General features: G+C 68.5%; 20 protein-coding genes and 1 tRNA gene. 9 read left to right on the top strand and 12 right to left on the bottom strand.

The features are described from left to right. Nucleotides 1–296: 296 nt before the first annotated feature. From BM228_RS07550 to BM228_RS07535, 4 genes are all read left to right on the top strand, one after another. Nucleotides 297–2,087 (top strand): peptide ABC transporter substrate-binding protein, encoded by a 1,791-nt coding sequence (locus BM228_RS07550; protein WP_092038642.1) that lies wholly within the window; start codon nt 297–299, stop codon nt 2,085–2,087. Between the two features lie 16 nt (nt 2,088–2,103). After that, entirely contained in the window at nt 2,104–3,063 is a 960-nt protein-coding gene (locus BM228_RS07545; protein ID WP_092038641.1) for an ABC transporter permease, read from the top strand. Further along, nucleotides 3,029–3,961, top strand: a complete 933-nt coding sequence (locus BM228_RS07540) for an ABC transporter permease (protein WP_092038639.1) — start codon at nt 3,029–3,031, stop codon at nt 3,959–3,961. The genes BM228_RS07545 and BM228_RS07540 overlap by 35 nt, the downstream gene beginning before the upstream one ends. 328 nt (nt 3,962–4,289) lie before the next feature. Continuing rightward, on the top strand, nt 4,290–6,140 hold the full coding sequence (locus BM228_RS07535) for an ABC transporter ATP-binding protein (RefSeq protein ID WP_092038731.1): 1,851 nt from the start codon (nt 4,290–4,292) through the stop codon (nt 6,138–6,140). A 13-nt stretch (nt 6,141–6,153) separates the two neighbouring features. On the opposite strand, the gene BM228_RS07530 is transcribed toward BM228_RS07535, so the two are convergent. From BM228_RS07530 to glgX, 4 genes are all read right to left on the bottom strand, one after another. Next, the gene (locus tag BM228_RS07530; RefSeq protein ID WP_139234062.1) at nt 6,154–6,717 is read right to left on the bottom strand and encodes a hypothetical protein; all 564 of its coding nucleotides are present in this window, start codon (nt 6,715–6,717) and stop codon (nt 6,154–6,156) included. 308 nt (nt 6,718–7,025) lie between these two features. Further along, nucleotides 7,026–7,190, bottom strand: coding sequence for a hypothetical protein (locus BM228_RS34590; RefSeq protein ID WP_167367687.1), 165 nt, complete (start codon nt 7,188–7,190; stop codon nt 7,026–7,028). A 145-nt stretch (nt 7,191–7,335) separates the two neighbouring features. After that, a tRNA-Ser gene (locus BM228_RS07525) sits at nt 7,336–7,425 on the bottom strand. Between the two features lie 137 nt (nt 7,426–7,562). Then, nucleotides 7,563–9,830, bottom strand: a complete 2,268-nt coding sequence (gene glgX / locus BM228_RS07520) for a glycogen debranching protein GlgX (RefSeq protein WP_092038635.1) — start codon at nt 9,828–9,830, stop codon at nt 7,563–7,565. On the opposite strand from glgX, the gene BM228_RS33680 reads away from it, so the two are divergent. Continuing rightward, nucleotides 9,829–10,044 carry a hypothetical protein gene (locus tag BM228_RS33680; protein ID WP_139234061.1) on the top strand — a complete coding sequence of 72 codons (216 nt, stop codon included), beginning with the start codon at nt 9,829–9,831 and terminating at the stop codon, nt 10,042–10,044. The genes glgX and BM228_RS33680 overlap by 2 nt on opposite strands. Nucleotides 10,045–10,180: 136 nt before the next feature. Further along, on the top strand, nt 10,181–10,444 hold the full coding sequence (locus BM228_RS33675) for a hypothetical protein (protein ID WP_139234060.1): 264 nt from the start codon (nt 10,181–10,183) through the stop codon (nt 10,442–10,444). Nucleotides 10,445–10,452: 8 nt separating this feature from the next. Here the strand turns inward: BM228_RS33675 and BM228_RS07515 are convergent, their stop codons facing one another. From BM228_RS07515 to BM228_RS07500, 4 genes are all read right to left on the bottom strand, one after another. Continuing rightward, nucleotides 10,453–10,692, bottom strand: a complete 240-nt coding sequence (locus BM228_RS07515; RefSeq protein ID WP_092038633.1) for a DUF4926 domain-containing protein — start codon at nt 10,690–10,692, stop codon at nt 10,453–10,455. A gap of 208 nt (nt 10,693–10,900) precedes the next feature. After that, complete coding sequence (locus BM228_RS07510) at nt 10,901–11,872, bottom strand: ABC transporter substrate-binding protein (protein ID WP_092038631.1); 972 nt, start codon at nt 11,870–11,872, stop codon at nt 10,901–10,903. Nucleotides 11,873–12,242: 370 nt separating this feature from the next. Then, nucleotides 12,243–12,947 (bottom strand): NUDIX hydrolase, encoded by a 705-nt coding sequence (locus tag BM228_RS07505; RefSeq protein ID WP_092038629.1) that lies wholly within the window; start codon nt 12,945–12,947, stop codon nt 12,243–12,245. Then, nucleotides 12,940–13,824 carry a PhzF family phenazine biosynthesis protein gene (locus BM228_RS07500; RefSeq protein ID WP_092038627.1) on the bottom strand — a complete coding sequence of 295 codons (885 nt, stop codon included), beginning with the start codon at nt 13,822–13,824 and terminating at the stop codon, nt 12,940–12,942. Before BM228_RS07500 ends, BM228_RS07505 begins: the two co-directional genes overlap by 8 nt. Before the next feature lie 161 nt (nt 13,825–13,985). On the opposite strand from BM228_RS07500, the gene BM228_RS07495 reads away from it, so the two are divergent. Continuing rightward, the gene (locus BM228_RS07495) at nt 13,986–14,474 is read left to right on the top strand and encodes an OsmC family protein (protein WP_092038625.1); all 489 of its coding nucleotides are present in this window, start codon (nt 13,986–13,988) and stop codon (nt 14,472–14,474) included. 16 nt (nt 14,475–14,490) lie between these two features. Here BM228_RS07495 and pdxY read toward each other — a convergent pair whose 3' ends face one another. The 4 genes from pdxY to BM228_RS33660 form a co-directional block, all read right to left on the bottom strand. Further along, nucleotides 14,491–15,339 carry a pyridoxal kinase PdxY gene (pdxY, locus tag BM228_RS07490; RefSeq protein WP_092038623.1) on the bottom strand — a complete coding sequence of 283 codons (849 nt, stop codon included), beginning with the start codon at nt 15,337–15,339 and terminating at the stop codon, nt 14,491–14,493. A gap of 460 nt (nt 15,340–15,799) precedes the next feature. Further along, entirely contained in the window at nt 15,800–16,384 is a 585-nt protein-coding gene (locus tag BM228_RS07485) for a phospholipase A2 family protein (RefSeq protein ID WP_092038621.1), read from the bottom strand. Between the two features lie 210 nt (nt 16,385–16,594). Next, entirely contained in the window at nt 16,595–16,729 is a 135-nt protein-coding gene (locus tag BM228_RS35810) for a hypothetical protein (RefSeq protein ID WP_280142319.1), read from the bottom strand. Nucleotides 16,730–17,138: 409 nt separating this feature from the next. After that, complete coding sequence (locus BM228_RS33660; RefSeq protein ID WP_139234059.1) at nt 17,139–17,858, bottom strand: LAPAL motif-containing putative phage structural protein; 720 nt, start codon at nt 17,856–17,858, stop codon at nt 17,139–17,141. Nucleotides 17,859–18,222: 364 nt separating this feature from the next. Here BM228_RS33660 and BM228_RS07480 point away from each other — a divergent pair, with 364 nt between their 5' ends. After that, complete coding sequence (locus BM228_RS07480) at nt 18,223–18,744, top strand: DedA family protein (RefSeq protein WP_092038619.1); 522 nt, start codon at nt 18,223–18,225, stop codon at nt 18,742–18,744. 22 nt (nt 18,745–18,766) lie between these two features. Continuing rightward, complete coding sequence (locus tag BM228_RS07475) at nt 18,767–19,552, top strand: cobalamin-binding protein (protein ID WP_092038617.1); 786 nt, start codon at nt 18,767–18,769, stop codon at nt 19,550–19,552. The last annotated feature ends 55 nt before the right edge of the window (nt 19,553–19,607 follow it).

The raw sequence follows: 19,607 nt of genomic DNA, 5'->3' as shown, positions 1-19,607 counted from the left end.
GCCGATCCTTCCACCGTCATCGCGAGCGCAGCGAAGCGACCTAGGGATCCGCTACGGTCCAAGATCGCGCGCTGCCCTGGGTTGCTTCGCTGCGCTCGCAATGACGGGAAGGCCGTTCGAGTTCGCCGACCGGAATCCGTATCGGGCGCCGTCATGCAGGCCCGGGGCCAAGCTGCCGAGCCCCGGCGAGAACGTTTCGGCCCAAGCGTAACTGGCGCGCCCCTTGCCAAGAGCCCTGCGAAAGCCGCACCCACAAGGATGCTGTGCGGGTCGCGGCGACAATCAGGGATCGATGCATGGACGAGCGGGATCTGCGCGGGCTCATCGGGCGGGTGAAGTCCGGGGACTTGTCACGGCGCGGCTTCGTGCAGCGGATGCTGGCGGTCGGGCTCTCCGCGCCGCTGGCCGGGCTGATGCTGGCCGGGAACGGGGTGGCGATGGCCGCCGATCTCCGGGCCGCCTACAAGCCGGCCAAGGCCGGGGGCGGCGGGGCGCTGCGGCTGCTCTGGTGGCAGGCGCCGACCCTGATCAACCCGCATTTCGCCATCGGCACCAAGGACCAGGAGGCCTCCCGGATCTTCTATGAGCCGCTGGCCGCCTGGGACCCGGACGGCAACCTCGTGCCGGTTCTCGCCGCCGAGATTCCGTCCAAGGAGAATGGCGGGCTCGCCGCGGACGGCCGCTCGGTGGTCTGGAAGATCAAGCCCGGAGTGCTCTGGCACGACGGCAAGCCGCTCACCGCTGACGACCTCGTCTTCACTTGGGAATATGCCCGCGACCCCGCCACCGCGGCGGTGACGATCGGCTCCTACAAGGATTGCAAGGTCGAGAAGATCGACGACCTCAGCATCCGGATCCTGTTCGACAAGCCGACGCCGTACTGGAGCGATGCCTTCGTGGGCACCGTCGGCATGGTGATCCCGAAACACCTGTTTGCCGCCTATACCGGCGCCAAGTCCCGGGAGGCACCGCAGAACCTCGCGCCGGTGGGCACCGGCCCGTACCGGTTCCTCGAATTCCGGCCCGGCGACATCGTCCGCGGCGAGCGCAATCCGAATTACCACCTGCCCAACCGCCCCTATTTCGACAGCGTCGAGATGAAGGGCGGCGGCGACGCGGTCTCGGCGGCCCGGGCCGTGCTCCAGACCGGCGAGTACGACTACGCCTGGAACCTGCTCGTCGAGGACGAGGTGCTCAAGCGCCTGGAGACCGGCGGCAAGGGCCGGGTGGACGTCGTCTACGGCGGCAAGCTCGAGTTCCTGCTGCTCAACGCCACCGACCCGAACGTCGAGGTCGACGGCGAGCGCTCCTCGCTCAAGACCAAGCACCCGGCCTTCTCCGACCCGAAGGTCTGCCGGGCGATGAACCTGCTGGTCGATCGCAAGTCGATCCAGGACTACATCTACGGCCGCACCGGCCGGGCCACGGCCAATTCGGTGAACGGGCCGGAGCGCTTCGTCTCGAAGGGCACCAGCTTCGCGTTCGATCCGGCCAAGGCCAACGCCCTCCTCGACGAGGCCGGCTGGATGAAGGGCTCCGACGGCATCCGGGCCAAGGACGGCAAGCGGCTGAAGCTGCTGTTCCAGACCTCGATCAACGCCCCGCGCCAGAAGACCCAGGCGATCATCAAGCAGGCCGCCGCCAAGGCCGGCATCGAGATCGAGCTGAAATCGGTCACCGGCTCGGTGTTCTTCTCCTCCGACACCGCCAACCCGGACACGTTCCCGCATTTCTACGCGGACATGGAGATGTACGCGATCAGCATGACCCAGGCCGATCCGTCGACCTGGCTGCTCCAGTACGTGTCCTGGGAGGCCGCCACCAAGGAGAACAAGTGGCAGGGTCGTAACATCTCCCGCTGGCGCAATGCCGATTACGACGCGGCCTACAAGGCCGCCCAGGCGGAGCTCGATCCGGTCAAGCGCGCCGCCCTGCTGATCAAGGCCAACGACCTCGCGGTCTCGGAGAACATCCTGCCGCTGATCCACCGGGCCGAGGTCTCGGGGGTGTCCGCCAAGCTCGTGGCGCCGCGCAGCGGCTGGGACAACGACCTGTCATTCCTGCCCGAATGGAGCCGGGAGGCCTGAGCGGGAGCCGCGCACCATGGGTGCCTACATCCTGCGCAGACTCTTGATCGCGATCCCGAGCTTGCTCGGGATCAGCCTGATCCTGTTCGTCGTCCTGGCGCTCGCGCCGGGCGACCCGTTCGGCGAGCTCGCCGCCAACCCGAACGTCCCCCCCGAGGTGCGCGCGGCCCTCCGGGTGAAGTTCGGCCTCGATGACCCGATCTTCACCCGCTACCTGCGCTGGCTCTGGGCCATGCTGCACGGGGATTGGGGTTTTTCGTTCGCCAGCCGGGTGAATGTCGACGCGCTGATCCTGCAGCGGCTGCCCACCACCCTGTTCGTGGTCGGCTCCTCGCAGGTCCTGGCCCTGCTGGTGGCGGTGCCGGTGGGCCTCTACGCCGCCCGCCGGCCCTACTCGCTGGCCGACCAGGTCGCCAACACCCTGGCCTTCGTGGGCTTCTCGCTGCCGACCTTCTTCACCGGCCTCCTGTTCATCCTGCTGTTCTCGATCAAGCTCGGCTGGCTGCCCTTCGTCTACCAGGCGAACCTCCCCGGCACCGGCCTGGCCTGGGCCTGGGAGACCATCCGGCAGGCGATCATGCCGGTGGCGGTGCTGGGCTTCTTCCAGGCCGCCTCCTACACCCGCTACGTGCGCGCCTCGGCGCTGGACGTGGCCCGCCTCGACTACGTCACCACCGCCCGGGCCAAGGGGCTCACCGAGGGCACGGTCACCCGCCGGCACATCGCCCGCAACGCCCTGATCCCGGTGGTGACGCTCGTCGCCCTTCAGATCCCGGCGGTGTTCGGCGGCGCCATCGTCACCGAGCAGATCTTCCGGATCCCCGGCATCGGCTCCCTGCTGATCGACGCGATGCTGGCCAACGACACCCCGGTGGTGATGGCCGTGACCTTCGTGTTCGCCGGCCTCGTCGTCCTGTTCAACCTCGTCGCGGACCTGCTCTATGGCTGGCTCGACCCTCGCATCGCCCTCCGTTGAGGCGCCTCCCCTCGCCCGCGCCCCGGCCTCGCCCGGGCGGGAGACCTGGCGGCGCTTCCGCCGGCACCGGCTGGCGCTGGCGAGCGTCGCCGTGCTGGCGGTGCTGGTCGGCGGGGTGCTGTTCGGCGGCCTGATCTGGCCGCTGGCCATCGACGACATCGACTTCGCCGCCCAGCTCCAGGGCCCGTCCTGGGCGCACCCGTTCGGCACCGACGACCTCGGCCAGGACCTGCTCGCCCGGATGATCTACGGCGGCCGGATCTCGCTCGCGGTGGGCTTCGCCGCCATGGCGGTGGCGAGCCTGATCGGGGTCGTGGTCGGGGCGCTCGCCGGCATGTCGCGCCGGATGCTCGACCCGGCCCTGATGTGGCTGACCGACCTGTTCCTGTCCCTGCCGCAGCTGCCCTTGCTGCTGTTGGTGATCTACCTGTTCCGCGACAGCCTGAAGGCCGTATTCGGGGTCCAGGGCGGCGTCTTCCTCATGATCGTCGCGGTGATCGGCGGCCTGCGCTGGATGCCGGTCGCCCGGCTGGTGCGGGCGCAGTTCCTGACGCTGCGCGAGAAGGAGTTCGTGGAGGCGGCCCGCTCGCAGGGGGCGACCACCGGCCACCTCGTGCGCCGCCACATCCTGCCGAACGCGCTCGGGCCGGTGATCGTGGCCGCCTCCATCGAGGTCTCGGCGGCGATCATCGCGGAATCGACCCTCTCGTTCCTCGGCCTCGGCTTCCCCCCGGACATCCCGACCTGGGGCCGGCTGCTGTTCGACGCCAAGGACCATCTCGACGTCGCCCCGCATTGGGCGCTGTTCCCCGGCGGCGCGATTTTCTTGACGGTCCTGTCGATCAACTTCATCGGCGACGGCCTGCGCGACGCCCTCGACCCGCGGCGGGTTTTTTAGGCATGGGCCTGCGCAGCTCTGATAGCGGTCGGAAAGCCGCGCGCCCGCCCTCCCCCCTCTGCGGGGGAGGGTGGCCCCCGAAGGGGGTCGGGAGAGGGGAGCGACGGTGCAGAATTGGGCTTCGCCCGTCATGCCGGTCGCGCCTTGTCCTGAACCCGGGTTCCCCTCTCCCGACCCGGCCTAACGGCCGGCCCACCCTCCCCCGCAGAGGGGGGAGGGAGAGGCGCGGGTGGTGTCCCGTCCGTCCCGGCCCGCAACCGCATGGGATGAGGTGGAGGGTAGGCGGTTCGTTGCCGCGCGAAATCCGGACTGATCAGGAGTGACCCCCGTGACGGATCCGATCCTGTCGGTGCGCGACCTCACCGCCGCTTTCCGTTCCGACGGGCGGTGGCGCGAGGTGGTGCACGGCGTGTCGTTCGACATCGGCCCCCGGGAGACCGTGGCGCTGGTGGGCGAATCCGGCTCCGGCAAGAGCGTCAGCGCCATGTCGATCATGCGCCTGCTCGCCCGGGACGCGAGCCGCATCGGCGGCAGCGTGCGCTTCGAGGGTCGGGAGCTGCGCACCGCCTCCGAGGCCGAGATGCGCCGGGTCCGGGGCGATTCCATCGCCATGATCTTCCAGGAGCCGATGACCTCCCTGAACCCGGTCCTGACCATCGGCTTCCAGATCGCCGAGTCGCTGATCCGGCACCGGGGCCTGTCGCGGGCCGCCGCCGAGGCCGAGGTGGTCCGGCTGCTCGACAAGGTCCGGATCCCGGGCGCCCGGTCGCGGATCCATCAATACCCGCACCTGTTCTCGGGCGGCATGCGCCAGCGGGTGATGATCGCCATGGCGCTGGCCTGCCGGCCCAAACTCCTGATCGCCGACGAGCCGACCACGGCGCTCGACGTGACGATCCAGGCCCAGATCCTCGACCTGATCAAGAGCCTCCAGGACGAGGAGGGCATGTCGGTCCTGTTCATCACCCACGACATGGGCGTGGTCGCCGAGATCGCCGACCGCACGGTGGTGATGTATCGCGGCCGCGCTGTGGAGGCCGGCCCCACCGCCCGGATCTTCTCCGCGCCCGAGGATCCCTACACCCGGGCGCTGCTGGCGGCCGTGCCGCGGCTCGGCGCCATGGCGGGCCGTGCCCGGCCGATGCGCTTCCCCGTGATCGACCGCGCCACCGGCGTCGCCGAGCCGACGCCCGAGACCCCCGACACCGTCCGGGCGGCCGAGCGCCCGGTCCTGGAGGTGCGCGACCTGACCACCCGGTTCGAGATGCGCGCCGGCCTGTTCGGCCGGGTGACGGGCCGGGTCCACGCGGTGGAGCGGGTCTCGTTCAGCCTCGCGGCCGGCGAGACCCTGGCGCTGGTCGGTGAATCCGGCTGCGGCAAGTCCACCACCGGCCGTTCGATCCTGCGCCTGGTCGAGCCCCTCTCCGGCTCGGTCCTGCTCGACGGCGAGGACCTGATCGGCCTCGATGCCAAGACCCTGCGCACGCGCCGCCAGCGGATGCAGATGATCTTCCAGGACCCGTTCGCCAGCCTCGATCCGCGCATGAGCGTCGGCGCCGCGGTGGCCGAGCCCCTGCTGATCAACCGCCTCGCCTCCCGCCGCGCGGCGCGGGAGCGGGCCGAGGCGCTGCTGACCCGGGTCGGCCTGCCGGCCGAGGCCGCCGGGCGCTTCCCGCACGAATTCTCCGGCGGCCAGCGCCAGCGCATCTGCATCGCCCGGGCGCTTGCGCTCCGCCCCCGCCTGATCGTCGCCGACGAGGCGGTCTCGGCGCTGGACGTCTCGGTGAAGGCGCAGGTGGTCAACCTGATGCTCGACCTGCAGGCCGAGATGGGGCTCGCCTACCTGTTCATCTCCCACGACATGGCCGTGGTCGAGCGGGTGAGCCACCGGGTGGCGGTGATGTATCTTGGCGAGATCGTGGAGATCGGCCCCCGCGCGGCCGTGTTCGGCGACCCGCAGCATCCCTACACGAAGAAGCTGCTCGCCGCCGTCCCGGTCCCCGACCCGGCCCGCCGCCGCGACCGCCACGCCCTGCCGGACGACGAGATCCGCAGCCCGATCCGCGCGCCGGACTACGTCGCGCCCGAGCGCCTCTACCGGGAGGTCTCCCCGGGTCACGTCGTGCAGGATTGGGGGGCGGATTGGGAAGCCGCCACGACGCGGGTCGCGGCGGCGTGATGCGAGCCGCCGGCTACTTCGCGTCCGCGACGGTGTTCTGGAAGCTGTAGCTGCCGAGCTTCTCGCCGGTGACCTGCACGGCACCCTCGGTGAGGGTGGTCAGCCGCCGGGAGCGGATCTTCATGGTGCCGGTCAGGCCCGCGAACTTGCCGGTGCCGCCGATCCATTCGCCGGTCCCCTCCGTGGCCGCGGCCATCGGTTGGACGGGATAGTCCCATTTCTCGAAGACGTGGTCGCCATCGGCATCGACGTAGTCGCAATAGCCGTGGTTCTCGAAGGTCTTGGCGTCGTTATCCATGATCGGCGCCGAGGTGCAGCGCCCGGCCATGTTGTGCAGGAGCTTGCCGTTCGATTCATTGACGGCGGTCATCATGTTGATCGTCGCCGAGGCCGTGCGGTTGGTGCCGATCATGACCGGCTTCGGCGCGACCGGGGTGGTCGACGTGTAAGTGATGCGGAACTCACCCTGCCGGGGCATGTCCTCGGCCAGCGCGGCCGTGCTGCACAGGAGCGCTGCGCAGAGCAGGACCGGTCCCTGCGTGACCATCGATACAAATGGAGCGTGTTTCCGCCTCATGATGACCTCCCTTGTGCGGCCCGTTCGCTGACAGCCGACAGGGCACCTTCCGAAGGTGTCAGCGGCCCGAACGAATCGCTGCCTGCACACGAATGCTGCATCCGACTCGGAAAATATTCAATAGATGTGTCGATGCCGGCGGCGAATATTTATTTCGCTGCGGTCGTTCAAATGATCGGGTCAAGTGTCGGTGTTCGTAATGGGCGTACCCGTCCCGGCATGATCGGATCTGGCCTGGGGACGCAGTGGTCGAACGCCGGCCGAGGCATCGAGGGGCCGGCAAAGCGTCCGAGCGCAGGCGTGCAAGCCTATCCCTTGGCCACGCACACGGTGATCGCGGAGGCCCCGGCATAGGGGCGGTCGGCCTTGGCGATCGCCTTAGCGGCCGTCTCGCAGGCGTCCTTGGTGTTGAACTCGACGGACCCGATCGCGGAGCCGGATCCGGCCAGCATGATGATGAGCACGTAGACCAATGCATCCTCCCCGGTTCGAGGATGCCGCCGACGTCAGCGAACGCCGCCCGCGCATCCCGTACGGGCGGCTTGTCGGGATCATCACCGGCAGGGCCGCGCTGAACGCCGTCGACCTGCTGATGAGTCTAGGGTTTTGCGGCTCAGATGGCGGAGGGAGCGGGATTCGAACCCGCGATACGGTTTCCCGTATACACACTTTCCAGGCGTGCGCCTTCAACCACTCGGCCACCCCTCCGGCCGCGGACAGGGCGCCCGGACGCTCAGGCGCCGGGCGCGACCAGGGCCGCGCGGTGGGGTGCTGTTAGCCGTGTGCGCCGCCGGGCGCAAGGCAATGGTGCCCGGGCGGGACGAAAACCGTCCCGCCCGCACATTTTACGCCTCCGGGTCGAGGTGGAAGTGGACGCTCTCCACGTTGGCGCGCTCAAAAGCCTGCATCACGTGCTGGTAGGAACGCTCCATCTCGGTGGCGTCGTCGCCCGGGGTGTCCTCGGGCTTCAACACGAACATCAGCAGCGAGCGCCCGGTCACGGCGTAGCCGGTGCCGAACTTGAAGCTCTCCACGTCCTGGCTGTCGGGCAGGTTGGTGTCGAGCAGCCGGGTCCAGGCGATGCCGCTGGGCGATTCGGGCAGGGTGAACGTCACCAGGTCGTGGTGGGCGTTGAACATGATCAGCAGCGTCGCGTCGCCGCCGCGGCGGTGCAGGCCGGTGGCCTGGGCGCGCCCGTCGAGTTGGACCGCGAAGGCCTTCGCCTCCCCCTCGGACCAGTTCTCGCTGGCCATCTCGCCCCCGTCCGGGCGCAGCCAGGTGACATCCTTGACCCCGAACTCCTCGTCGTACTGGCCGGTGAGGAAGCGCCCGCGGCTGAGGATCGGCAGGGCGTTGCGCAGGATGATCAGGCGCTGGGTGAACTCCGCCAGATCCCGCTGTTCGTCGCCGATCGCACCCCAGTCGAGCCAGGAGACCTCGTTGTCCTGGCAATAGGCGTTGTTGTTGCCGTTCTGGGTGCGGGCGAACTCATCGCCGGCGAGCAGCATCGGGGTGCCGCGGGACAGGAACAGGGTCGCCAGCATGTTGCGCATCTGGCGCAGCCGCACCGCCTTGATCTCCGGGTCCTCGGTGGGGCCCTCGACGCCGTAATTGTACGAGAGGTTGTGCGAGTGGCCGTCGCGGTTGCCCTCGCCGTTCGCCTCGTTGTGCTTCTCGTTGTAGGCCACCGTGTCGTGCAGGGTGAAGCCGTCATGGGCGGTGAGGAAGTTCACCGAGGCCCAGGGCTTGCGGCCGCGCTTGTTGAACTTGTCCGCCGAGCCCGAGACCCGGGCGGCGAGGTCCGGCAGCAGGCCGGGATCGCCCCGCCAATAGGCGCGCACGTCGTCGCGGAACCGGTCGTTCCACTCGGCCCAGCCGGGCGGGAAGCCGCCGACCTGGTAGCCGCCCGGGCCGCAATCCCACGGCTCGGCGATGAGCTTGACGTTGTTGAGCACCGGGTCCTGCCGGCAGGTGTCGAGGAAGCCGCCGCCCTCGTCGAACCCGTAGGGCTCGCGGCCGAGGATCGTGGCGAGGTCGAAGCGGAAGCCGTCGACCCGCATCTCGGTGGCCCAGTAGCGCAACGAGTCGGTCACGAGCTGCAGCACCCGCGGATGCGACAGGTTGAAGGTGTTCCCGGTGCCGGTGTCGTTGATGTAGTAGCGCGGCTCGCCCGGCATCAGCCGGTAGTAGGAGGCGTTGTCGACGCCCTTGAACGACAGGGTCGGGCCCTTCTCGTTACCCTCGGCGGTGTGGTTGTAGACCACGTCGAGGATCACCTCGAGGCCGGCGCCGTGGAAGCGCGAGACCATCTCCTTGAACTCGGAGAAGGCGAAATCCGGCACCGCCGCGTAGCGCCGGGCGGGGGTGAAGAACGAGATCGTGTTGTAGCCCCAGTAATTCACCAGGTTCTTCTGCTGCAGGTAATCGTCCTGCACGAAGGAATGCACCGGCAGCAGCTCAACCGAAGTGACGCCCAGGCTCTTGATGTAGTCGAGCACGTCCGGGGTGCCGAGCCCGGCATAGGTGCCGCGCAGCTTCTCGGGCACCCGCGGATCGAGCTTGGTCATGCCCTTCACGTGGGCCTCGTAGAAGATCGTCTTCTCCCACGGCACGTGCGGCTTGCGGTGCCGGCCCCAGGTGAAGGCCGGGTCGATCACCCGCGAGCGGCGGTTGAACGGTGCGCTGTCGCGCTCGTCGAAGGTCAGGTCGTCACCTGATTCCATCTGGTAGCCGAACAGGGCTGGGTTCCAGGTGATCGAGCCGACCAGACCCTTGGCGTAGGGGTCGATCAGCAGCTTGTTGGGGTTGAACCGGTGGCCGGCCTTGGGCTCGTAGGGGCCGTGGACCCGGTAGCCGTAGATCGTGCCGGGCCGCGCATCCGGCAGGTAGCCGTGCCAGATCTCGTCCGTGTATTCGGGGAGCTCGATCCGCTCGATCTCCTTCTCGCCTTGGTCGTCGAACAGGCAGAGCTCGACCTTGGTGGCGTGGGCCGAGAACAGGGCGAAGTTGACGCCCAGGCCGTCCCAGGTGGCGCCGAGGGGATAGGGCTGGCCTTCCTGGATACGCGTACGGGTCGCGCGGGCCTGTGAAGCAGGACGTCGGGAATCAGACATGGACACTCCGGAACGCGACCCGCACGGCCACGTGCCGGTGCGGGGAGCGTCCAGTGAACGTGCCGGCAACGGCGAAGCTCCCGCGGTGCGGCAAAAATTGCTTCCGGCTTCGTCCCGTGGGGCTCATGCAGCTTCGATGGGCGATGCCGTCTTCGTCGCGGCGGGCGGCTTGATCACGCGTGCCGATTCATCGATCTCGTGGGCCTGTTTTTGAGCAGTCCGTCCTGGAAGGATGCGCGGATAACGATAGAATTCCGCTCAGCCTCGCATTTTCAAGCTCAGATCGGGTATGCGGTCACGAGCGCCATGAAGGCACCCTCGTCGATAAGCTTCCAGACGGATCTGATTCGATGAATCGATCCGTCGGGCATCTGCATCGCCCCTTCGTAGATGTATTTGGTGACGAACTTATTCTATGCGACACGGGAAAAATACTCGCTGCGTCCGTGATCGAGGAGCGCAGCGATGAAGGGGCGGGGATCCTCGCGTGCGAAACCGCGGGCGAGAAAAAACGCGGCTTTCGGCCCACCTTCGGCATGGCCCACGTCGAGAAGATAGCAGCCGATCTTGGCGTCCGGGATGCACGGCACCGGTACCCGTGCGCCGGGACGTGACATCCGGGTCAGGCGGCCGCGAGAGCTTCGGCTCGAATCGTTGCGTTGCCGATGACCGGGCGTGCGAACTCAACCTCATAGGCCTCGCCACCGGCATAGACCTCGACGACGGTTCCACGCGATCCGGCGGCAATGGAAAGCCCATCGTCCGTCACCGTATCACACAGGGTTACGACCACGCTCAGCTCTGGAAAAAGCGGCGTGGCCTCGGGCGCGCGGCGCAACGTGTGCATCGTCTCGAAGGACATGAGTCAAATCTGGCGTACAGCCGGGTTGTACGCAAGCCGCCCGCCTCCGACGGGCGCAGAGTTTTCCCGGTGCAGAGGGATGGCAACCCAGCTTCAAAGTCATGGGAAGCCGCGGTTGACGGCATCCCGCCGGCACGCCCGGACGATCATCAAGCGTGCAACCTCGGCCCGCTTCCGGCGGGTCCGTCCATGCCGAAAGCATGCCGCCTCAATTCGACGCCGCGGCCGTAAAACTCCGATCGACGGCTTGGCCGACGTCGAGCCGCTTGCCCAGGATGCCGTAGCGGGTGGCGCGGTCGGCGGCCTCCTGGACCTCCGCGACCACGCCGTCGTCGATCCCGATCGGGCCGGTCCGCTGCGCCGAATAGGCCGCTAGCAGCACGTCCTCGGGCAGGCGGGTCAGCGCGGCGGTGCTCTTGGCGTATTCGGGAAGATGGTCGAGCGACCAGAGCCGGGCCTTGTTCAGGCGCTCCAGCAGATCCTGCACGGCGGCGCGCTTCCCGGCGATGGCGCTGTCTGAGGCGACGATGAACGTGATGGTCGGCGTCAACCCCTCGCCGTCGGCGATCACCCGAGCCTTGTCCTTGAGGGTCGCGAACGAAACGTAGGGCTCCCACACCGCCCAGGCATCCACCGAGCCGGCCACCAGCGCCACCTTGGCGTCCACCGGATTGAGAGCTGCGAAGGTGGCGTCCTCCAGCTTGATCCGCGCCTTCTCCAGGGTCGCGTCGATCAGGAACTGGCCCCAGCCGCCGCGGGTGCCGGCCAGGCGCTTGCCCTTGAGGTCGGCGGCCGAGCGGATCGGCGAATCCTGCCGCACCAGGATCGCCTGGCTCCGCGGGTCCGATTTGGTGCCGCCGATCGCCTTGATCGGGGCGCCGGCCGCGTAGGCGGTGAGCAGCGACAGGTCGCCGGTATAGCCGACATCGAGGGCGCCGGCATTGAGCGCTTCCAGGATCGGCGCGGCGGCGGGGAATTCCGACCAGGCGATGGTGTAGGGGAGGTCCTTTCCGAAGCCGGAGATCTCGAGCAGCGAGCGGTTGCCGCCCTTCTGGTCGCCGACCCGCAGCACGATCGGCTCGGCCGCCAAGGACGGGGCAGCCGACAGCGCGAGGGCGGCGGCGAGCCAGCCGGCCGCGCGCCGGCGGGTGAGGCGGAGAGGGCGGGAGCGGATGGGCATGCGGCCTGTCGTGTTGCTCGGCGTAGCGTGCGCGAGTGGTCCAGCGGAGCGGCGAAGTCTATGGACGCATCTGCCGTGTACAAGGAAACAGTGATCTGTATTGCGGGTACATTGGGTGATGATGTTTTGCGCGATCCACCCCCGCGAGTAGATCGGTGTCGTTGCGGCGGGGCGCACGTCCCATCCACCCCCTCATCCTGAGGTGCGAGCGCAGCGAGCCTCGAAGGATCCCTCCAGGGATCGCGCGGCTGGCTGGAGGGCTCCTTCGAGGCCTCCGCTGCGCTTCGGCACCTCAGGATGAGGGGGGTGGGTGGGAGAGACCTTCGTTCTGGGGCCGACCCTGAGCCTCGCCGCCGCCGGCCTTGGCGCCCTAACCCCCGAAAACATCCGCCAGATAGGCCTGCACGAAGCCCGGCATCCGGGCCGCCTCGGGGTCGTCCGCGGCCCGTGCCAGGTGGATCCCGGCGAGTTCCGGCTCGGCCTCCTGGCGGTGATGCGCCGCGATGCGCGCGCACAGAACCTCCGCCGGCTCCGGAAACCGCACCGGCCGCAGGAAGGCGAGCTGCCCCTCCCCGGCCAGCATCACCCACTCCGTCGCGGCCCCCTCCGGCAGGGCCAGGCCGGTCTCCTCGGCGAGCTCCCGGGCGGCGCTGCCGGCGAGGTCGACCCGATCGCCGCGCACGTCGTCGAGGTCCGGGGTGCCGCAGGGGAAGTAGAGCTGGCCGGCATTGGCCGTGTGGGCGCCCATCGCGCCGAGCAGTACGGCGCCGTCGGCGCTCCAGGGCACGATCGCCGCGAAGGCGTTGACCACGCCGCCCTCCGCCCGCCCCCGGTCCCGGTAGGCGATGAAGCTGGAATACGGCGCCGCGAATAGGTCGACCCGGGCGATGCCGGCCTCGACCGTGCAGGCGCAGCCGAGCAGCACGGTGCCGTCGAACATCCCGGGGCTGCGGGCGAGCCGCGCCTGCCAATGGTCGGCGATGGCCGCCGCGTTGTCCCGGGGAAACGGCCAGTCGTAGGCGACGAGCCGGGCCGTGACGCCGGACAGCCGGGTGATCCGAAAGCCGTCAGACACGTAAACGTCCGTCCGACACGATGACGGCCGAGCCGCCGATCTCTACCGAGCGCAGGGCGCCGGATTCGATGGTGAGCTGGAGCGCGATGTCGCTCGGCCGGCCCATGGCCTCGCCCTGGCGGATCGCCACGTCGTGGGTGCCCTCCCCCAGCGTCTCGAACTGCATCAGCACCCCTGCGAAGGCGGCCGCCGCCGAGCCGGTGGCCGGGTCCTCGGCGACGCCGAGATGGGGCGCGAACATCCGCACCCGCCAGCCCTGGCCGGTGGCCTCGGGGTCGGGGGCGTAGAGGTAGAGCCCGTCCGCGGCCTCGGGCCCTTGGGCGGGCCTGGCGGCGTCCAGCGCCGCCACCGTGGCGATGGGCACGCAGGTGAAGCTCGGCCCGACCCCGTGGCGGCTCGGGACGTGCCGGCCGGTGCCGATATCGCCGGGCTTCAGCCCGAGGAGCGGCGCCAGCACCGCCGGATCCGGCCCCTCCCCCAAAAATTCCGGCAGGGCCGGCAGCTTGAACCGCGCCCGGCCGCCGCTGCCGTCGGACAACGTCTCGACCACGCAGGGCACGATCCCGATCCGCTCCTCCAGGCCGAAGGCCCGGGCATCGCCCCGGGACGGCCCCTCCAAAGCCAGCAGCACGGCCGCGCCGACGGTGGGATGGCCCGCGAACGGCAGCTCGTGCAGGGGCGTGAAGATCCGCAGCCGCGCCCGGTGGCGGGCCTCGCTCGGCGGCAGCACGAACACCGTCTCGGACAGGTTGAACTCCCCGGCGATCGCCTGCATCGCGGCCGTGTCGAGCCCCTCGGCATCGAGCACCACGGCCAGCGCATTGCCGGCGAGTTTTTGCTCGGCGAACACGTCGAGGGTGACGAAGCGGCGCGCCATTGGGTCGGTCCTCAAGTCGCGCGCGCCCGGCCGTCTGGTGGCCGAGGCGCCCGCTTTGCTACGCTGCGCCGCCGCCCGATCGACTCGAGGTCAGGCGGCGCGGTCCGGGAGCCTAGCCGAGTGCGGCCTCGCTTCCCAGGCCGCACAGCCAGGAGGAAGCCATGCCGGACACAGAGCACAGCTACGCGGTCACGGTGACCTGGACCGGCAACCGCGGCACCGGCACCCGGACCTATCGCGGCTACGACCGCGCCTTCACGGCGGAAGCCCCGGGCAAGCCCGTCATCCCGGGCTCGTCGGACCCGGCCTTCCGGGGCGACCCGGCCCGCTGGAACCCGGAGGATCTGCTGGTCGCCTCGATCGCGGCCTGCCACAAGCTCTGGTATCTCGGCCTCTGCGCCCAGGCCGGGATCGTGGTGACGGCCTACACGGATACGGCCGAGGGCCGCATGACCGAGGAAGCCGACGGCGCCGGCCAGTTCACCGCCGTCACCCTGCGCCCCCGCGTGACGATCAGTGCGGAGTCCGATGCCGCCGAGGCCCTGGCGCTCCACCACCGGGCGCATGCGCACTGCTTCATCGCCCGCTCGGTGAATTTCGCGGTGACGCACGAGCCGACGATCGTACGGGAGGGGGCTGGCGTCGATTAAGGGGGGGCGACGCCCCTCACACCGCCTCGACGGCAAAAACCTCGCTCGGGCTCACATACTCCTCCTGCGCGGCCACGGTGAGGATCTCCCGGGAGCCGGCTTCGGCGGTGCGCTTCAGGAGGCCGTAGACCGAGGCGGCGGCGGCGCCCAAGGCCGCGGCGGCCGAGCCGGTGCGGGCGTAGTGGACCAGGAACAGGGCCGCGATGCAGTCGCCCGCTCCGTTCACCGCGATGGCGAGCCGCGGGGTGCGGACCCGGAACAGCCGGCCCTCCGCCCCGGCCAGCAGGTCGAGGCTGTCGGCCGGCGTGTCCGCGCAGAGCGCCGAGGTGACCAGCACCACCCGGGGGCCCCGGGCCTGGAGCGCCGCGATCGCCGCCCCGGCCTCGGCCAGGGTGCGACTCGGCAGGCCGGTGAGCAGGCCGAGCTCGAACTGGTTGGGGGTGAGGATGTCGGCCACCGGCACGGCGCGCTCGCGCAGGAACGCCTCGATCCCCGGCCGCACGTAGACGCCCTCGGCGACGTCGCCGATCACCGGATCGCAGCCATAGAGCGCCCGGGGGTTGGCCGCCCGCACGGCGGCCACCGCCTCCAGGATCGCGGCTCCGATCTCGGCCGAGCCCATATAGCCCGAGAGCACCGCGTTGCAGGTGCCCAGCACCCCGCGCTCGCCGATGCCCCGGACCACGTCGCGGATCATCCCCGCCTCGAAGACCGGGCCGCGCCACGCCCCGTAGCCGGTGTGGTTGGAGAACTGCACCGTGTGGACCGGCCAGACCTCGACCCCGAGCCGCTGCATCGGGAACACCGCCGCCGCGTTGCCGACATGGCCGTAGGCGACGTGGGACTGGATCGACAGGACGTTCAACGCGGGCGATTCCCGGTTCCGTGAGGAGAGCCGAAGCTGTCGGCGATCCGGGGCGTGGGCGCAAGCGCGGGCGGGTGGGGGCAGACCGGGGACGGCGGGGCCCTGAGCCGGCGGCCGGCCGGCATCGGGTTTCAGCCCAGCCCTTCCAAGTGTTTGGCGCAGCGATTGCGGCGAGACGGGACGCACGCTCCTCCCCCTTGCGGGGAGGAGTTGGAGGTGGGGGTGGTTCAGAGGGCACTGGGACGCTCGATCCTGCACCGCCCCCACCCCTGACCCCTCCCCGCAAGGGGGAGGGGAAAGCGCACAGGTGTCAAAGCGTTGGCGTCAAACGGATCCGTGTGAATCCGCCGGATGAAACGTCCGGATCGCGCCCCGATCCAAACACCCTGAAAGGGCTGGTTTTCAGCCCCAAGGCCGACAGGCGGCCCGGAACGCCGCCTCGGCCTGCGGGGCGGACGGATCAGGGCGCCCGGCAGCGCATGGCCACGGTCGCCTGCGTGACGCTCAGCGCCCGGCGCCGGGTCTCCAGCGCGGCGTCCGGGGCGTCCGAGACGGCGGCGGCCTCCCGTTTCAGCGCCGCGTCGCAGGCGCAGGAGCTGTAGCCGGCGGTGTCGTAGCAGGCGTCGTGGCGCATGCAGGCGGCGTCGAGGGCGTCGACCGGGGGCAGGCCTGCGCCGCGCTGGCCCTTGCCGCAGTAATTGCCGTGGAACAGCGCCTCCCCGGCCGCGACCTGGCCGAGCTCGCCCTTGGGCGGCGCCGGCGCCTCCGCTTGCCCGCTCGGGTTGAGGTCGTTGGCCGGACCGCCCGCCTTGGAGCCGGACGACCGCAGCACCTTGGGGATGACGGAGCGCTCGCCGGGCTCGTTGAGGGCCTCGCCCGCGCGCCCGTTCGGATCGGACAGGTCCGGCAGCGGCGGCGGCGGCCCCGGGCGGGGCGCGTCCGCCTCCAGGGTCGTATACGCCTCACCGGCGACGGCCTGCGCCCGGACGGGCTGCGGGACGGCCAGGAGCGACAGCCCGAGGAGGACGAGAAGGGTGGGTCTCACGGCAGGCTCCCGAATGTGGAGCCAGCAATGCGAAGCGCGACGGTTCCGTTCCGGAGTTGGTCTGCGCAGCGGGGACGGGCCGGCACCACCCCGCCCGATCGCGGCCGAGGCCGGAGAGGCCGCCAGCGCGGCGCTCCCGGTGCCGACCCGTCCGCGCCCGCCGATGCCCCGGACCACGGCGCGGAGTGTGTCCGCGTCGAAGACCGGGCGTCAGCCGCGATAGTTTGAGACCCGGACGGTGTGGACCGGCCAGACCTCGACCCCGCGCCGCTGCATCGGGACCACCGAAGCGGCGTTGCCGAGAGGGCCGTCGGCGCCGTGGGACTGGATCGCCAGGGCGTTCAACGCGGGTGATTCTCGGATCGCGGGGGAGAACTGCCGCTGCGGGCGACATTGTCCTAGAGCTCGGTTTAAGACATAGCCTGCATATCTAGCAGTAAATTGAAAAATTAATTTGTCGATATTGTCAGGCGCCATCGGGATTAAATAAATCCGTTTGCTTAGTAGGGCGCGCGGGAACGAAGCGCATGACCTTTTTAATTTTGTAAGTTGGTTGTTTAGGGGTATTGTCGGAGTCATAATGTGTGGTTATTTCCAGCACAACTTGGTACGTATCGTCTGATAATGCGCCGCCCCTTTCCAGTGCATCTTGTGCAATTGTTGTCTCGGTAATGTCTGCGTGTATGGTTTCCAGCCCAAGGCGAAACCGCCAGTTTGTTGCGCTTGCATCGTATACTGGCGAATAAACGCTTAATCATGCGGGTGTTTCTTCAACGTCTGGCTCGTTGACCTCTTTGCTTTCTTCTATTCCCTTCACACAAGATGCGGCGATATTGGCAACCTCTTCGGGTGTGAAATCTTCCGGCGTATCCTCTTCATCCCCAGAAACACGCATTGTCTCAAATCCATCATGCCCCAGTGGCAAGAAAGCATCCTGAGTTGCACGAAGCGCCTTTGGATTTTTTGATAGGCTATATATTTCTGGTGTCAGGCAAACGCTATTGCCGTTGCCTTTTATTGTAACTTTTATAATTCCGCGCGGGTCAGCTTCGACTCTTTCTTCTACAATATCTTGGCCTTTTTTCCACTCTAGATATTTCAAAAAACTTATGTAGCCTGTGGCAAGCCCAACTCCATGCAGCGGACCTTTCAGAAGGCCGATCCATTCAAGTATTTCTTTCGCGGTTTTTACTTGATCCAGCCCGAGCAATTGCTTGATTTGATCGTAAAATCCAACGATCAGTTCAAAATTTATGTTAAAGCATTTGTGCTCGAAATCTGAGACAACTAAAACTTTAGTTGTGGATTTTTTGCCATTAAACTCTGTATTAGCTTCGCGCAGCAGTCGGCCAAATGCCAGCAGCGCTGGCGCCAAGTTCCGGACATCAATAGAGTGGTCGTCCGCACGAGAGGGGCCGTCGTAAGCAACCGAGAACTCCTGCCGGCTCATCGGCACGTCCTCGGCTTGAGCCATTTGTACCCCTCCTTCACAGACAGCGAAGAGTGCAAATCGCGTTTAAGTTGTCCATCCATGACGTGGCCGGATTGAGCAGGAAGCTTAACCGCTGTGACAAAACTGCTGCAGGCTCCTTATGGAACTATCTATAGCACGCGAACAAATGATGAACGAACTGGCGGATTGCCGACCCCTGCAGCGCCGGCTCTGGATTTGCCGTCGGTAGCAAGAACAATCGCAAAGGGCGATTAATCAATATGTTAGGTTCATAGGCTGGTGCTCCCGCCCCTACTCCTAAGCCAAGTTCAATCACCCAAAACCCTTGTCCCCGGCCCTTCCCCACCTCAGATGGGTCCGATCCCCCCGCCGCCCCCCGAGCCCGATGGACATCGAAGCCCTGCGCAGCTCGACCCTCGCCTTCGTCGAGGCGCACAAGGTCTGGACCCCGTTGATCGCCGGGGGGCTCGCCTTCTGCGAGTCGATCGCGATCCTGTCGCTGTTCGTGCCGGCCACCGTGATCCTGATCGGCATCGGCGCCCTGGTCGGGGGGGCCGACATCCCGCTATGGCCGGTGATCGGCGCGGCGGCGCTCGGCGCCGCCCTGGGGGATTGGCTCTCCTACGAGGTCGGGCGCTGGGTCGGGCCGGGCGCCCGCACCAAGTGGCCCCTGCGGCGCTATCCCGACCTCGTCGCCAAGGCGGAGACCTTCATCGGCCGCTGGGGCATCGCCGCGGTGGCTTTGGGGCGCTTCTTCGGGCCGGCCCGGGCCCTGGTGCCGCTGCTCGCCGGCACGCTCGGCCTGGCGCGGCTGCCGTTCCAGCTGGCCAACGTCGCCTCGGCCCTGGTCTGGGCCTTCGTGCTGCTCGCCCCCGGGGCCGGGCTGCTCACCTGGCTCGACCGATGATGGGTGTCGGGCGCGCCCGCTGATGCGCCGCTTCCCCCCGGAGCGCATCGTCTGCCTCACCGAGGAGACCGTCGAGACCCTGTACCTCCTGGGTGAGGAGGACCGGATCGTCGGCGTCTCGGGCTACGCGGTGCGCCCGCCCCGGGTCCGCCGGGAGAAGCCCCGGGTCTCGGCCTTCACCAGCGCCGACCTCCCCAAAATCCTGGCGCTGGCGCCGGACCTCGTCCTGGCGTTTTCCGACCTCCAGGCCGGGATCGTCGCCGATCTGGCCCGCGCGGGTATCGCCGTCCACCTGTTCAACCAGAGGGATGTGGCGGGCTGCCTGGCGATGATCCGCACCGTGGGGGCCCTGGTCGGGGTTCCGGAGCGGGCCGCGGCGCTCGCCCAATCCTTCGCCGAGTCCCTGCAACGGGCTGAAGCGCGTGCGAAGAATTCGCCCCGCCTTCGCGTGTACTTCGAAGAGTGGGACGCGCCGATGATCTCCGGAATCGGCTGGGTCTCCGAATTGATCGGCTATGCCGGGGGCCGGGATGTCTTCCCCGAGCTCAGTCGGCAGCCCGCCGCGAAGGACCGGATCGTCCGGCCTGAGCAGGTGATCGCCGCCGCCCCCGACGTGATCCTGGCCTCCTGGTGCGGCAAGAAGGTCAACCTCGACCGCATCCGCTCCCGCCCCGGCTGGGACGCGATCCCGGCGGTGCGCGACGGCCGGATCCACGAGATCAAGGCGCCGCTGATCCTCCAGCCGGGGCCGGCGGCCCTCACCGACGGCTTCGCCGCGATCCAGGTTTTTTTGGGACTAAGCCGTTGATCTGAATGGGTTGTTTCCGGCCCGATCCGGGGGCGATGCCGCGCCGCAGGTGACG

It is taken from the genome of Methylobacterium pseudosasicola (assembly GCF_900114535.1).
GTDB lineage: Bacteria > Pseudomonadota > Alphaproteobacteria > Rhizobiales > Beijerinckiaceae > Methylobacterium > Methylobacterium pseudosasicola.
This window is presented reverse-complemented; position numbering and strand designations above follow the sequence as displayed.

Bases quoted from the DNA above. Each gene is read 5' to 3' on its own strand.
- BM228_RS07550 (WP_092038642.1), top strand. From the start codon at position 297: ATGGACGAGCGGGATCTGCGCGGGCTCATCGGGCGGGTGAAGTCCGGG.
- BM228_RS07545 (WP_092038641.1), top strand. From the start codon at position 2,104: ATGGGTGCCTACATCCTGCGCAGACTCTTGATCGCGATCCCGAGCTTG.
- BM228_RS07540 (WP_092038639.1), top strand. From the start codon at position 3,029: ATGGCTGGCTCGACCCTCGCATCGCCCTCCGTTGAGGCGCCTCCCCTC.
- BM228_RS07530 (WP_139234062.1), bottom strand. From the start codon at position 6,717: ATGAGGCGGAAACACGCTCCATTTGTATCGATGGTCACGCAGGGACCG.
- BM228_RS33680 (WP_139234061.1), top strand. From the start codon at position 9,829: ATGGACACTCCGGAACGCGACCCGCACGGCCACGTGCCGGTGCGGGGA.
- glgX (WP_092038635.1), bottom strand. From the start codon at position 9,830: ATGTCTGATTCCCGACGTCCTGCTTCACAGGCCCGCGCGACCCGTACG.
- BM228_RS33675 (WP_139234060.1), top strand. From the start codon at position 10,181: ATGAATCGATCCGTCGGGCATCTGCATCGCCCCTTCGTAGATGTATTT.
- BM228_RS07515 (WP_092038633.1), bottom strand. From the start codon at position 10,692: ATGTCCTTCGAGACGATGCACACGTTGCGCCGCGCGCCCGAGGCCACG.
- BM228_RS07510 (WP_092038631.1), bottom strand. From the start codon at position 11,872: ATGCCCATCCGCTCCCGCCCTCTCCGCCTCACCCGCCGGCGCGCGGCC.
- BM228_RS07500 (WP_092038627.1), bottom strand. From the start codon at position 13,824: ATGGCGCGCCGCTTCGTCACCCTCGACGTGTTCGCCGAGCAAAAACTC.
- BM228_RS07495 (WP_092038625.1), top strand. From the start codon at position 13,986: ATGCCGGACACAGAGCACAGCTACGCGGTCACGGTGACCTGGACCGGC.
- BM228_RS33660 (WP_139234059.1), bottom strand. From the start codon at position 17,858: ATGGCTCAAGCCGAGGACGTGCCGATGAGCCGGCAGGAGTTCTCGGTT.
- BM228_RS07480 (WP_092038619.1), top strand. From the start codon at position 18,223: ATGGACATCGAAGCCCTGCGCAGCTCGACCCTCGCCTTCGTCGAGGCG.
- BM228_RS07475 (WP_092038617.1), top strand. From the start codon at position 18,767: ATGCGCCGCTTCCCCCCGGAGCGCATCGTCTGCCTCACCGAGGAGACC.